The organism is Amphritea atlantica (assembly GCF_024347255.1).
GTDB lineage: Bacteria > Pseudomonadota > Gammaproteobacteria > Pseudomonadales > Balneatricaceae > Amphritea > Amphritea atlantica.
In genome coordinates, this window is the sequence record NZ_AP025284.1 from 2,840,512 (window position 1) to 2,854,237 (window position 13,726).

The following is a 13,726-nucleotide window of genomic DNA, read 5'->3' on the forward strand; positions in this document are numbered from 1 at the left end:
GTTATTCCACCTCTAACTCTTTTATTCTTAGCTCTTCACCCTGAGTGACCTGCAGCTGGTAACTGCCACACTCACTACAGGCATCATAGCGCTTTGTTATCGTCACGGACCTGGCACACTCCAGACACCATGCCAGCCCGGGTAACTCGATTATTTCTAACCGCGCACCCTCAGCAAGACTGTTACGGGTGACGGCATCAAAGCAAAACCGTAAGGCATCGTTCTCAACCATTGCCAGTGGGCCGATCTCAAGCCAGACCGTTTTCACACGCTGATAGTGTTGACTGGCCGCTTGCTCTTCCAATACCTGAATGATCCCTTCGCAGATCGACATCTCATGCATTCAGACAGATTCCCATTGATTCAGTGTGATATCAAAAGCAACACAGGGGTCCGCCAGCAATAGCATTGTTCGACCCAATGACAGCGCCTGCGAATCGGTTTCCGTTCTGACGCCCTGCAACTTTGTCGCGACCAGCCCCCGGGGATGAAGATTCCACTCGGTCGGTGCGAGAATGTGATAACTCAAAACCCTTTCCCCCATCATCTCTACCCGGTGTAACAGCTGTCCGCGGGATGTTGCTACTATTCCCAGACCAACGCCAATATCCTCAGCGGTTCTCTCAGCAGACTCTGTGACGCCAGCGCTACAATCAGCACTGATCGCCCCGGGGATCTGACTCAGCTGTAACAACATAGCAGCATAACGACAACTCAGTTCATGCCAGCCCCGCTGTTTAAAGTGCTGTAACTCACCTCGGTAAGTGCTGTAACTACCGGTTTCACAACACTCGCCCTGCCAGCGTGGTGTCGCGCAAAACAATCTTTGCTGCACTTCCGAAGACGCCGTTTTAAGTATCTGCTGCTGTTGCCTCTGTTGCAAGTCAGGCAGTGGTTGCAGATCCGCTCCCAGCGTCACACCAGAAAAATCACGGTGAAGCTGCATGACCGGATCTAGCAACGGAGCGCTGAACTGATGCTCAGGTGATATCTTATCCAGCCAGCCATGAACACGCTCTGCAGGAATCCCCAGCAACGGTGTGAGCATCTCATTTAACTGCCCGGCAATCTGTTGTCGCTCCGGGCCCAACAGCGCTGTCAGCTCCCGATTCTGATCGCTATTCAAGCGGTCTTTATTCCGCTGAGGCTGCAACAGGTAATTCCAGCGGCGTAACAGCCTGGTTAGCAATCCCTGAATCTGCTGCAATATCGCCATCTTAGTGGAATCAGTCGTTATCCAGTCCTTCAGCAAGCGGAACAACAGCTCCCGGCAGTTTTCTACCTGCAGCAAAAGCTGACGCCCCCTGCTGATCTCTCTGGCAACGACAGCGCCACGACTCTGTTCCACTGCCTGTAAAAAGGCCAGCCGCTGGGCCACACTGCAGGCCGTAAACAGCAGCGGGATCATCCGCGAAACCTCGATGACCGTTCGTCCCTCAAATAACCGTCCCATCTGTGCCGGGCGACTTGAGGTCAGCTGTAGTGCTGCGATTCTGCCCTCACGCCAGTCCAGTAAGGCAGTAATTTGTCCCGCCACATCAGCCATGACCAGAACACCGGGCGGTTGGTTTCCCCCCTCCGGTCAGGAACTGACGGCGACTCAGCTTTACGGCTTCCCCTTCGTCTGAAGTTACCGTTGAAGTATCTGGCTCAGCTTTGCTTTCAGTGGCTTCCAGCAACGAATCAGAACGGCTTAATTGCCGCTGTCGGTCGGTGGGAGCGAAGTTATCAGACTCAAACAGCGCCTTTATCACCTCCTCTGCGGTGGCAACAGCAGCAGCCTGATCGTTAAACTCAAACATGGGAGAGAACAGTGCACACATGCCATAGCCTCCTAAAATCTCATCCCAGCCCAGAATAAACTCATAGGGCCCGGAAGGAAGATGACGAATACATCTGCTGCCCACCTGCTGCTCAGTCCATTGCGGCTCTGATTCCGGCAGTTCGGTTTCCAACAGTTCAGTTTCCGACAGTTCGGTTTCCAACAGCATTGTCTCTGGCAACACAGTTTCAGGCAGCAGCATCAGGTTCATAAACCAGGGAGTGATTAAAACACCCAGTTGCTCATTTCCCAGCGACTGAAACCCCAGAGCCTTTACCTGGAGTTTCTGGTTAACCACGGCCACCCCTTCCATACGGGTGTGAAGAATTTCGACATAGCGGGACTCAATTAAACCGATATCCACCATCTGTTTAACACCTCAGCTATCCAGCACCATAAACTGGTCTTTGTCGCCATCACATACTGGACAGCGCCAGTGCTCTGGCAACTGACTGAACGGCGTTCCGGCCTCAATCTGCCAGATATCATCCCCTTTGCCGGGATCGTAAACATACCAGCAGATTTTGCACTCCAGACAGGTGGCATCACTGAGCAGATCGTTCTGCCCCAGATAGCTGCCTTCAAACTTCTGACCCGAATCAACACTCATCAGATTAATACCTCTCTTATCTCTTTCAGACGCAGAGCACTATCCTGCAGGTCCTCTGGTGCAGCACAGGCAACGGCGGGCATATCGACCACCTCCAACGTATCGAGAATCAGATGATCCGTTGAGTTGAAATACTGCACCCGCCATATAGGAGAGATTCCAGTACTGCTGATGCGGCAGTTCCCATACCCCCGGGATAAGATCACCAGTGCACCCGAGCCGAGGTGATCTTCCAGCAGTTGATGATCCGCCGGAGAAAAGGGCAACAGAGACAGATTGATCACATGGGGCTCATCACCCGGTTGATAGCATTCGCTTTTATGTTGCAGCTCAATCAACACCGGAGGCGCGTTTAAAATACCCGCAGGCCATTCTGTCCCGGCGACCGACAGAGCACGTGGCTGAGAGAACGCGTAATGACGCGCCACCGAAGGCACATCCGCGATCTCCAGTGTTTCCCGTATCAGGTTGGCAGCGGCATCCAGATAGCGAAGCCGCCATACACCCGCCAGAACAGTTTCCTGCGCATGGACTTCGTAACTTATCTCATCCTGAGTTTTGCAGATCAGGCCAACTTCACCTTCACCGAGAATCTGGTTAATCAGATCAAGCCCCGCGGCAGACAGTTTTTCCAGTCCAAGACTGATCACCGGTCGCTCCGGGGTGTAATCATCCAGCTGTTGCTGAAGCCGGTCCAGCAGATCCAGTGTCTCCGGGCAGCTCTCTAACTGCTCAGCTTCCGGCAACATCGGAATATCATAGGTATGCATCTCTTTTGGCATCGGCATATAGTCCAGCACTAAGCTGTCTTCACCGTTTGACTGACTGCCGGGGCCAACCGGCATATTGATCAGTGGAATATCGCCCTGGTTCATACGCTCTGTCCTGTCTTTTAAATCTGTCTTTTCAGCCGCACGGCTGGGTCTGTTGCGGATTCACCACAACGGGAATACCGATGCCGGGATTACGGGTGGGTTCCCGCTGTAGCAGAGACTCAATATCCCTGAGATAGAGATCCCAGTCCTGCACCTTACTGATTGCCCCCAGATAGCGTCCCTGTTTTAACAACACCAGCGTCGGCCAGACGGTAAAGTTATAGCGTCCCTGTAATGACCTCTCGGCCTCACGACTGATCACCGCCGGAGTAAGCTGGGGAAACTGTTTCAGCAGTTCAGGCAGAATCACCGCAACATCCAGTGATTCAGGAAAGCGCGCCGGGTCTTCGGTAAAAAACAGCACCGAAAATGGCTGATCCTGAATGAATTCATCGAAGCTGGACTGATCCAGTAACGGATATCCCAGCTGTTCAGTTAAACGGTCTATCAGTTCAGCCATGTTTCTCTTGCTCCTCTGTCTTTATCTGCAGGTGTTCCGGTAGTTGAGGCTCGCTCTGAATCAGGTCAGCAAACAGCGAGTCCATATCAACGGTTTCACCCCGCATCACACTGCGTAGTGCAGTGATCGCATCAGCGGTTTCTCTGGCACGCTGTTCTGTGATCTGTTCACGGGCGGCACCGAGAAATACCAGCACCCAACTGCCTGAGTCCAACGCCCCTACCAGGCTCATATCAACCTGTTGTTGCTGCCCCTCAGACTCGCACACCGCCACTAATCCGTCACAGTGAACAACCTTCATAGGAATACCGATGCACATCAGTTACTACTCTCTTTAACGGCTGTCTGATTCAGAAAGCGCTCATCACCCCGCCGGCAGGCCTGATCTTCTGAGGGACGCCCCTCCTCATAGCGGCGTTGCTGTAACTCGGAGGGCGCTAACTGCTCCTGCGGTGGCAGCGGCTGATCACGCTTCTGAGGATGGATACCAAATGAGTCAAGATAATCGAGTGCGATACGGATGGCAGGGTCGACCTGCGCCTGAACCGCGGGCCGCAAACTACCACCGAAATCCTCCAGTTCAACGGGCTGCACGCCGATCAGCATCAGATGCTGCGGGTAGTCGCCGGTAAACTCGGCCATCGCCAGCACTTCCTGAAAACCGGTCTGATGCAGGCTCATCTTCTTTGCCCCCATAAATTTGGGCACATCGTCGCCATGAATCACCTTCATGGCTCCCGGTTCCAGGCCATAATCGATCGCATCAAACACCAGCAGCAGATCACAGCGCTGCACATGCTGCACCAGATAGATCCCCTGGGTGCCGCCATCCATCAGTTCTACATTGGCCGGAAAGCGATAACGTTCATGCAGGGTCTCAACCACACGGATACCAAACCCCTCATCGGCCCACAGCAGGTTACCGATACCGAGGATCATTACGCGCAGTTCAGACTCCGTCCGGGATAACGATTCAGACATCTGCCCCTCACATCACTGTTGTTTCAGAAGTTGCCATACTTAAATAAGGACTTAAAAAAGAACTCAAATAAGAACTCAAATAAGAACTTAAATAAGAACCTAAATAAGTGCTTAAGCAGGACTGAATTTAGAACTACAAGCTTTATGCCAACTCTGTGTAATGCGACGAAGCGCCATGGCAGGGGTGTTACAGAGGGGGTTACAGTTATAAGCAGAGAGCAAAGTGGAAAGTAAGTTTCCAGTTATTGAACCAGATGGTTAAACCTGTCAGATCGGTTCTCGTCCCACCTGATACAGCTCCCAAAGCTGCTGTTTCTCCAGCCAGAACATGGGTGAGGTATGAAAAAAATGCGCCAGACGTAACGCGGTATCTGCGGTAATCGCTCTCTGACCGTTTACAATCTCGTTAACTCTGCGTCGGGAGATCCCCAGCTCTTTTGCCAGTTGAGACTGACTGATTTTTAACGGGTTGAGGTAACAGCGTTCAAGAAAGCCACCCGGATGCTCGGGACGACGCCCATGAAAGCGTAAACGTTGCATCAAAGCCTCCAAAATCACGACCCAGGATAAAAATGCCGGAGCATAGCCCCGGCAAACTCACCAACTAAATGATCTGACAAGTTCAGTCGGGCTTGTCATCCTTAAACATCCGCCAACCACCAATCATGGTAGATATCAGGCTTTGTCGGGACATAATATCTTCTCGAATGGCGACATAAACATGCATCATGACGAAGATAATCAGATACCACATCCCCAGATGATGCCAGGTATGCAGATCCTGGCTTTGCCCCATCAACGGCACCACCCAGCCAAACAGCGTATCAGCCCAGCTACCGCGACCTAATCCTTCAGCATAAAGCGCAAAGCCGGTGATGATCATAAAGGTGATCCCCACGACGAAGAAGCAGAACATCGACAGCTGCCCTAACGGGTTATGGCCAATATATTTCTTCGGAGTTTTCTCCAGAAACAGATACCAGCGGATCTCATGACCCACCTCTTTCCACCACTTACCGCTGAAGATGGGTACCAGGAACAGTTCCCGGGCGTGGCTGTTACCCACAAAGGCCCAGTAGATTCGTCCCAGAAATCCAACGGCAACGATATAGCCCGCAGTGAAGTGCGCAAAGCGGATATAACCCATCAGAAAATGATCACTGGCCTCCCCCGGCATCGTCGGCAATGGTGAACCGATAAAATACCCGGTAATACAGAGTGTGATAATCGAAAACACGGTGACCCAATGCCATAAGCGCAACGGTGCCTCATACACATAGACCGCCGTCTGCTTTCTCTGTTTTATTGTTTCCATAGCATACCTCCAGCATGCCCGCAGGTTTCACTACGGGCATCGGGTTCTTAGCGGATTTTTACCTTAGTCAGTTCCTGCCCATCTGCAGACATCACATGGGTAGAACAGGCCAGACAGGGATCGAAACTGTGCAGTGTGCGCAGTATCTCGACCGGCTCATCGGGACGCTCCATCGGCGTATTCATCAGTGCCGCCTCAAAGGCACCGATATTGCCCTCTGCATCCCGGGGGGATCCGTTCCAGGTGGTCGGCACAATCGCCTGATAGTTTTCGATCTTGCCATCTTTGATCTTAATCCAGTGACCTAAGGCACCACGGGGAGCTTCATTGGTTCCCACCCCCATCGCCTCTTTTGGCCAGCTGGCAGGATCCCACTTCTCGACATTGGCAGTAGAGCTGTCACCGTTTTTGATATTACCCACCAGCTGATGCCAGTCATCCAGCATGGTATCGACACAGAGTTCGCACTCCAGCGCCCGCGCCAGAGTTCGGCCCAGCGTTGATGGCAGGAACTGCTTCAACCCCAGACCGAGACCGGTATTCTGATTAAATGCTGACAGTGAGCGATCCACCTGTTCCTGGACATACTCTTTACCCGACACATAAGCGACGATGTAGCGAGCCAGTGGCCCCACCTCCATCGCATGACCTTTCCAGCGTGGCGCTTTGATCCAGGAGTACTTCGCCGACTCATCGATCTCTTTAATATCAGTGCGGCTGCCCACGGTGTTGGGCCCCAGCTCAAATTTAGGAGCGGTTTCACCATCCCATGGATGCAGCCCCTGCTTATCACCCTCATAGGTGTACCAGGAGTGGTCGACAAACTCTTTAATCTGTTCCGGATCCCGCACATCCACTTCGTGAACTTCGTTCCAGTTACCATTAACAATGGCGCCTGCCGGAAGCAGTTCAGAGGATTTATCGTACGGCACTTTCTGATAGGTACCGTATGAGAGAACATTCTGAGACGCCAGACCTCCGCCATGCAGCCAGTCTTTATAGATGCCCGCAACCGCCAGCACATCCGGCAGATAGACATTCTTGGTGAACGCCTGCGCCTCCTGAATCCGCTGCAACACAAAGTTAAGTGAGGTCATATTTACCGGTGCCCCGGACGCCCCCACACCATCGATATTGATCGCACAGGCAACACCGCCCACCATAAAGTTAGGATGTGGGTTTTTACCGCCGAAGATGGTGTGAATCTTGACAATATCTTTCTGCAGATCTAGGGCTTCAAGGTAGTGAGCCACCGCCATCAGATCCGCTTCCGGCGGCAATTTATAGGCCGGATTATCCCAGTAACCGTTAGAAAACAGACCCAACTGGCCGGTTTCGACAAACTTTTTCAGCCGGGTCTGCACATCTTTAAAATAACCTGGGCTGGATTTAGGGTGATGCGGCGACACCATTTTCTGCAGATCAGAGGTACCCACAGGATCCGCTTTTAGCGCATTCACCGGGTTCACCCAGTCGAGGGCATGCAGATGATAGAAATGGACGATATGGTCATGCACCTGCAGAGTCTTATCCATCAGATGACGGATCAGATGGGCATTCAGAGGGATCTGAATCCCCAGCGCATCTTCCACCGCCCGCACCGAAGTCAGTGCATGGGTACCGGTACACACGCCGCAGATACGTTCAACAAAGGCCCAGGCATCACGGGGATCACGCCCTTTCAATATCACTTCCAGACCACGCCACATGGTGCCGGTGGAGACCGCATTACGAATAACATTGTTGTCATCAACGTTAACTTCACAGCGCATATGCCCTTCGATCCGGGTTACCGGATCAACCACGATACGACGGCCAGAGTTATCAAGATCGCTTGCATTCATCGGGGTGTTCATTATTCCTGATCTCCTTTGTGCTGAGCCCGTTTAATCGCACTGACTGCTGCATGGGCCGCCACCGCAGCACCTACGCCTCCCGCTACCGCCATACCGATCTCATCGGCATTTTTCTCAATACCAAACTGCGGAATATTGGTGAGACGATCATAGAATGAGCCTTTATCCCAGAAACCATCTTCGGAACAACCGATACAGCCGTGACCTGCCTGAATCGGGAATGAGGTGCCTTCGTTCCACCGAACTGTAGAACAGGCGTTATAGGTGGTCGGTCCTTTACAGCCAACCTTGTAAAGACAGTAACCTTTGCGGGCGCTTTCATCGTCCCAGTGTTCAACAAACTGGCCAGCATCAAAATGAGGACGACGATAGCATTTATCATGAATCCGCTGACTGTAGAACATCTTCGGACGCCCCTGACGATCCAGTTCCGGTAACCGGCCAAAGGTCAGCATATAGGTGATCACACCGGTCATAACCTCAGCAATAGGCGGACAGCCCGGTACTTTAATAATGGGTTTATCGGTAATCACTTTATGAATCGGAACGGCCTGAGTCGGATTCGGCCGGGCCGCCTGAACACAGCCCCAGGACGCGCAGGATCCCCAGGCGATCACGGCGGCGGCATCTTTAGCGGCATGTTTGAGCTGGTCGAGAAATGGCTTGCCGCCAACAATACAGAACATACCATCCTCGTTGAGAGGCGGATTACCCTCCACCGCCAGGATATATTTACCTTTGTACTTCTGAATGGTTTCTTCCAGCGCGGCTTCTGCGTGATGGCCTGCTGCAGCCATCAGGGTGTCATCGTAATCCAGCGAGATCATCGACAACACGACATCTTTAACTAACGGGTGCGCTGAACGGATAAAAGACTCAGAACAACAGGTACACTCCAGACCATGCACCCAGATAACCGGGGTTCGCTCCTTCGTTTCCATCGCATGGGCAATTCTGGGCGCAAACGCTGGCCCCAGACCCAGTGCCGCTGCAGTCAGACTGCAGTACTTCAGAAAACTACGACGCGTAATCCCCTGGCGTCGCATCACTTCATAGAAGGTTTCAATTGATTGGGGCATTGCGGTTCTCTCCGTCAGCAGGCTCGCTTAAGGAAGGTCCGGTCCGGTTCAAACTGTACTCAGAGTATTTATCTGGTAGCAGGAGACCGTTCGTACCTTCTCTAGTTATTATTTATCCTCCAGCTTTCAGCAAATTATGTTCCAACTTCCCAAAACCTTGTTGTATCGGGGTTATAGTCCATCGGCCAGCCTCCTCTGGACAACTATCTATCCAACAACTCAGCAAAGCGGTTAATTACTTACCACTCTTCCTGAGACGACAAAGCTGAAAAGCTAACCCTCTCCGGATAGAGTGATTCTTGATATTGGACAAGGAGCCACCACCCGCTTCGCGTATGATCGAAACCCACCATAATGGAGGGATAACCCGATGACACTGTTAAAACCTGAGCAGATCCCCACAGTGGGACTCGACTTCATGAACCACGACCACGCAGCAGCAGCTGAGCAGATAAATACGCTGTACCAGCTTCTTCGACAGGCCCGGGCAGGCGATAAAGCATCAGAAGAGCTGATAGAACCCCTGTTAGCAGAGATTTATGCGCACAGTCAGAGCCATTTTGCCCGGGAAGAAGCGGAGATGATTCGGGCAGGCTTTCCTGCTTATGGTTGCCATAAGGATGAGCATGAGCGGGTACTGGAAGAGCTGACTCAGGTACTGTCACAGTGGCAGAAAGATCAGCATATCGAACAGCTGGAAGACTATCTCAACACAACCCTGTGTGACTGGCTGATCAACCATATATCAACCATGGACACGGTAACCGCGATGTTTGTCGGCCGTTACAATCACTCTGTCGCTTAACCCTTCATGGTACGCTTCAGCATTAAAGGAGCCCGGAAAAAAGCTCACTTCTGGGTAATTGACGGGGCTGATAAAACAATAAAATTCATTTAAAATCAAAACATTAACAACTATTTAAAAAAAATAAAAAAATTTTCATTTTTTTATGAACTTTACCTGAACAGACGTCTCTAAATTTATACATCAACGTAATACGCAAGACCGGAACTGCCCGGGGGATCCCCTTCCCTCCGGGCAGTTTTTTATCCGCTACCATCCAGGTTCGCAATCCCCCCCTTCAGCGTTAGCCGAAACAACCCTGTTAAAAAAATAATTTTTTGGCTGAACTTTATCGGCTCATCACCCTCTATATAATTACATCAACGTGCGAAGCTAAACTGAAACTGCCCGAAGGCCCCCTTCCCTCCGGGCAGTTTTTTTATACCCTATTTTTTGCAGCAGACTGAAACGGTATAGCGAGAATGCGTCGCTATTTGATATGCTAAGCCCAACAGTGACGCCCGGGAATAACAGTTCCATCCCTGCAGCGCACTTTCTGCAAACTCCTTATATAGCGACACGCGATCCATCATGAGTAAATACTGGAGCCCGGCTATCCGCCAGCTGACCCCCTATGTTCCGGGTGAGCAACCAAAGGTTGATAACCTGATTAAGCTGAATACCAATGAAAACCCTTATCCCCCCTCGCCCAGGGTGGTTGAGGCGATTAACAACTATCCCAAAGATCGCCTGCGTCTCTACTGCGACCCGGATGCCACGGCGCTGAAACAATCACTGGCGAATCATTTTCAGCTGCACTACAACAATGTATTTGTGGGCAACGGCTCTGATGAGGTTCTGGCACTGGCATTTATGGCTTTTTTTCGACAGGAAAAGCCGTTGCTGTTACCGGAAACAACTTACAGTTTCTATGATGTTTACTGCAAGCTGTACGATATCGAGTATCGCCAGATTCCACTGACTGATGATTTTGAAATTAACTTTACTGATTACGATCAGCCCAATGGCGGGATCATCTTCGCCAATCCAAATGCGCCCACCGGACGGCAGACAGCACTGCACGAGATCGAAACACTGCTGCTAAAAAACCGCGAATCTCTGGTGATCGTTGATGAAGCCTATATTGATTTCGGTGGTAGCTCAGCCGTCGAGCTGATCCACAACTATGACAACGTCCTGGTTATTCAAACCTTCTCAAAGTCACGCAGTCTGGCAGGCTTGCGTATCGGTTTTGCCCTGGGACATGAGGATCTGATTGCCGGACTGGAGCGGGTTAAGAACTCCTTTAACTCCTACCCACTGGATAGTCTGGCGATCGTCGGAGCGGTAGCGGCCCTTGAAGATGTTGACTACTTCAATGAAACCAACCAGAAGATCATCGATTGCCGGGACTGGACAACCGCTCAGTTGGAGCAGCTGGGGTTCAGGGTTATCCCGTCTAAAACCAACTTTGTGTTTACCTGCCATCAATCGATCAGTGGGGCTGAACTGATGCAGTACCTGCGCAGCAATAACCTGCTGGTGAGGCACTTCAGTAAGCCGGGCATTGAGAACTTTCTGCGTATCACTATCGGCACCGCAGCAGAGATGCAGACCCTGATTGAAACCCTGAAGCAACATCCGCAAATCTGATTCAGCAATATTCCCGACCGGAAAATCGTTGAGTTCAGATCGTAGAAAGAACAGCCGGCATCGGCTGTTTTTTTATTCAACCCGCCACAGATCACGACAGCTCAGAGCCTGATAGCTCCCCTCCAGGCTGGCCCAAAGATCCATCCCTTTGCATTGAATATGCAATAAAAGTGTCTTCTATAGAACATTTCTGACTATCCAATTTTGGCAATAATCGGGCTAACGCCTTTACATAGTGATGAAATTGGTGGATTGTTAATCAATTAGCTGTAGATGTAGGAGGGTGTATGCAAATAGAGAGTTCGCCAGTCTATTCTGATGAAACGCTGTATCGTAGTTTTGAAACATTCAACATTGAACAGCATGCCAACGGCATGAGTGGCTGGCAGGTCTGCTACGATCAGGTATCAGCTGGGCAGTTCAATGGCCACATTACAGAATTAAACTTAAAAGAGATACAACTGGTACGTGATCGTTCAAACAGAGCTCTCGTCAAGACAGGTAAAGCGTGGGATGGCTCGTTAAGCTTCAATATGCCCTATAACCCCCTACCGGATAATTTCTATTGTGATGGTAATGTATCATCCTCTGACAGCATATTAATCGCCAAGGGAAACTGTTTACCAGAACTATTAACCCCTGAAAATCTGGATGTTATCAGTATAACTGTAAACAAAGAATCTATCTTAAGTATTGCCAAAAAACAGAACATAGAATTTTATCTTGATAACAATTCTGACGGTCATTATATTACTAAATTAAAATCCAACACTGATCTTCTAAATGACTTAAGAATAATTATTTCTGAAAGCCACATTAATACTCTGATTCAGCAAAAGACCATCCAGAACCGGGTGAAAGATACGCTGTTTCAGCATCTTATTGATATTATCGACAGTGAACAGGCTCAGTATTTAGGCCCGGTTGCACGTAAAAAAGTCGTGGATAAAGCCCGGGATTACGTACTTTCCAATCTTGATACGCCTCCTTCAATCATTGAATTATGCAATGTTATCGGCACCAGCAGACGTAAATTACAATACTGTTTTCAAAATACGCTGGGCATTAATCCCGTGACATTTTTAAGACTTGTCCGCCTTAATGCAGCCCATAGAGACCTTTTAAATAGTAACAGTAATAGCTGTGTACAGGATGTTGCGACTAAATGGGGTTTTTTACACCTGAGCCGTTTTGCCTCGGAGTATAAAACACTCTTTAAAGAGCTACCTTCTGAAACACTTAAAAAAAACATATAACTTTGCCAATTCTGGATAACCCATCATATTAAGTCTCTGTATTGTGAATATGTGAATAACGATAACAATCACATATAATAATGAGAGTGACTTATGAAAAATTCAGTTCTATCAGGGTTATGCTATAGCAGCTGCTTAGCCTTCGCCATCGCATCACTTCCCGGTCACGCCAGTGAAAATGGAGCCCCAACCACACCAATGGGGGTTTTTGAATTCGGCACTGGCTTTATGCCCCCCGCAACCCCTACCGGAACGTTCGCTACCCGGGCAGCCTATTACAGCACAGATAAAGTCGTTGACGGCCACGGAGATAAAATACCAGGACAGGACTTTTCTCTTGATGTGTTTTCAATCTCGGCCGTCTATCTGAACATGACCGATGAGGAGATACTGGGTGCCAAATATGGTTATTCCGCGATCCTGCCATTTCTCAATATGAATGCTGACCTATCGGTCTCAGTTCCCGGTGTCGGCGTTGTCTTTGAAGATAACGCAGATCTGTTCAGGCAGGGAGATATGCAGATCATTCCATTGATTCTGCAATGGAATTTAGCGCCAAATCTGGCCATGAATACCCAGCTTCAGATTCAGTTGCCAACCGGTGACTACGATAAAGACAGACTGGTCTCTCCCGGACTGAACCACTGGGTTATCTCCCCTAACTACGGTGTGTCATACATATCCGATTCCGGCTATGAGGTATCTTCCAATTTCCAGCTGGATATCAGCTCGGAGAACCCAGACACTCACTATACCAATGGTGTTGAATATCGGCATGAGTTTGGTATCGGTAAACATACAGGACCATGGACCGTTGGGATGGGCGGCTATTTCTACCGTCAGTTAACTGATGATGAAGGCCCTGGTGTGGTCGATGGTAATAAGGGCACAGTGACCGCACTGGGCCCGGCATTGAGCTATTTCTCACCCGGAAAACCTGCCGTCTGGCTTCATGCTTACAAAGAGTTTGATGCAGAAAATCGCGCTGAAGGCTACAACCTGGCGTTACGTATCGCAATGAGCTTCTGAGGGTGA

Annotated in this window: 16 protein-coding genes; 4 read left to right on the forward strand and 12 right to left on the reverse strand. The window is 50.2% G+C overall.

The features are described from left to right. Position 1: 1 nt before the first annotated feature. The 12 genes from hypA to OCU43_RS13220 form a co-directional block, all read right to left on the reverse strand. Positions 2-343 carry a hydrogenase maturation nickel metallochaperone HypA gene (gene hypA, locus OCU43_RS13165; RefSeq protein WP_175483463.1) on the reverse strand — a complete coding sequence of 114 codons (342 nt, stop codon included), beginning with the start codon at positions 341-343 and terminating at the stop codon, positions 2-4. After that, complete coding sequence (locus tag OCU43_RS13170) at positions 344-1,546, reverse strand: nickel-dependent hydrogenase large subunit (protein ID WP_091355947.1); 1,203 nt, start codon at positions 1,544-1,546, stop codon at positions 344-346. Then, positions 1,539-2,189 (reverse strand): [NiFe]-hydrogenase assembly chaperone HybE, encoded by a 651-nt coding sequence (hybE, locus tag OCU43_RS13175; protein WP_091355950.1) that lies wholly within the window; start codon positions 2,187-2,189, stop codon positions 1,539-1,541. Before hybE ends, OCU43_RS13170 begins: the two co-directional genes overlap by 8 nt. A gap of 12 nt (positions 2,190-2,201) precedes the next feature. After that, positions 2,202-2,432: a rubredoxin gene (locus OCU43_RS13180; protein WP_091355952.1), complete on the reverse strand. Its 231-nt coding sequence runs from the start codon at positions 2,430-2,432 to the stop codon at positions 2,202-2,204. Further along, positions 2,432-3,307, reverse strand: a complete 876-nt coding sequence (locus OCU43_RS13185) for a hydrogenase expression/formation protein (protein WP_091355953.1) — start codon at positions 3,305-3,307, stop codon at positions 2,432-2,434. Before OCU43_RS13185 ends, OCU43_RS13180 begins: the two co-directional genes overlap by 1 nt. Positions 3,308-3,338: 31 nt before the next feature. After that, complete coding sequence (locus tag OCU43_RS13190) at positions 3,339-3,767, reverse strand: thioredoxin domain-containing protein (RefSeq protein ID WP_091355956.1); 429 nt, start codon at positions 3,765-3,767, stop codon at positions 3,339-3,341. Beyond that, complete coding sequence (locus OCU43_RS13195) at positions 3,760-4,086, reverse strand: HypC/HybG/HupF family hydrogenase formation chaperone (RefSeq protein ID WP_091355958.1); 327 nt, start codon at positions 4,084-4,086, stop codon at positions 3,760-3,762. The genes OCU43_RS13190 and OCU43_RS13195 overlap by 8 nt, the downstream gene beginning before the upstream one ends. Beyond that, a complete protein-coding gene (locus OCU43_RS13200) occupies positions 4,086-4,748 on the reverse strand; it encodes a HyaD/HybD family hydrogenase maturation endopeptidase (RefSeq protein ID WP_091355961.1) in 663 nt (220 codons plus the stop codon). The genes OCU43_RS13195 and OCU43_RS13200 overlap by 1 nt, the downstream gene beginning before the upstream one ends. A gap of 267 nt (positions 4,749-5,015) precedes the next feature. Continuing rightward, entirely contained in the window at positions 5,016-5,288 is a 273-nt protein-coding gene (locus tag OCU43_RS13205; RefSeq protein ID WP_091355964.1) for a HigA family addiction module antitoxin, read from the reverse strand. Positions 5,289-5,370: 82 nt separating this feature from the next. Further along, positions 5,371-6,063, reverse strand: coding sequence for a Ni/Fe-hydrogenase, b-type cytochrome subunit (gene cybH / locus OCU43_RS13210; protein ID WP_091355966.1), 693 nt, complete (start codon positions 6,061-6,063; stop codon positions 5,371-5,373). Between the two features lie 47 nt (positions 6,064-6,110). Further along, a complete protein-coding gene (locus OCU43_RS13215; RefSeq protein ID WP_091355969.1) occupies positions 6,111-7,919 on the reverse strand; it encodes a nickel-dependent hydrogenase large subunit in 1,809 nt (602 codons plus the stop codon). Next, the gene (locus OCU43_RS13220) at positions 7,919-8,998 is read right to left on the reverse strand and encodes a hydrogenase small subunit (RefSeq protein WP_139203147.1); all 1,080 of its coding nucleotides are present in this window, start codon (positions 8,996-8,998) and stop codon (positions 7,919-7,921) included. The genes OCU43_RS13215 and OCU43_RS13220 overlap by 1 nt, the downstream gene beginning before the upstream one ends. Before the next feature lie 370 nt (positions 8,999-9,368). Here OCU43_RS13220 and OCU43_RS13225 point away from each other — a divergent pair, with 370 nt between their 5' ends. From OCU43_RS13225 to OCU43_RS13240, 4 genes are all read left to right on the forward strand, one after another. After that, the gene (locus tag OCU43_RS13225) at positions 9,369-9,803 is read left to right on the forward strand and encodes a bacteriohemerythrin (RefSeq protein ID WP_091355972.1); all 435 of its coding nucleotides are present in this window, start codon (positions 9,369-9,371) and stop codon (positions 9,801-9,803) included. Between the two features lie 570 nt (positions 9,804-10,373). Next, positions 10,374-11,435 carry a histidinol-phosphate transaminase gene (gene hisC / locus OCU43_RS13230; RefSeq protein ID WP_091355974.1) on the forward strand — a complete coding sequence of 354 codons (1,062 nt, stop codon included), beginning with the start codon at positions 10,374-10,376 and terminating at the stop codon, positions 11,433-11,435. Positions 11,436-11,722: 287 nt separating this feature from the next. After that, on the forward strand, positions 11,723-12,691 hold the full coding sequence (locus OCU43_RS13235) for a helix-turn-helix domain-containing protein (protein ID WP_091355976.1): 969 nt from the start codon (positions 11,723-11,725) through the stop codon (positions 12,689-12,691). A 93-nt stretch (positions 12,692-12,784) separates the two neighbouring features. Further along, positions 12,785-13,720 (forward strand): SphA family protein, encoded by a 936-nt coding sequence (locus OCU43_RS13240; RefSeq protein ID WP_091355979.1) that lies wholly within the window; start codon positions 12,785-12,787, stop codon positions 13,718-13,720. Positions 13,721-13,726 lie beyond the last annotated feature (6 nt).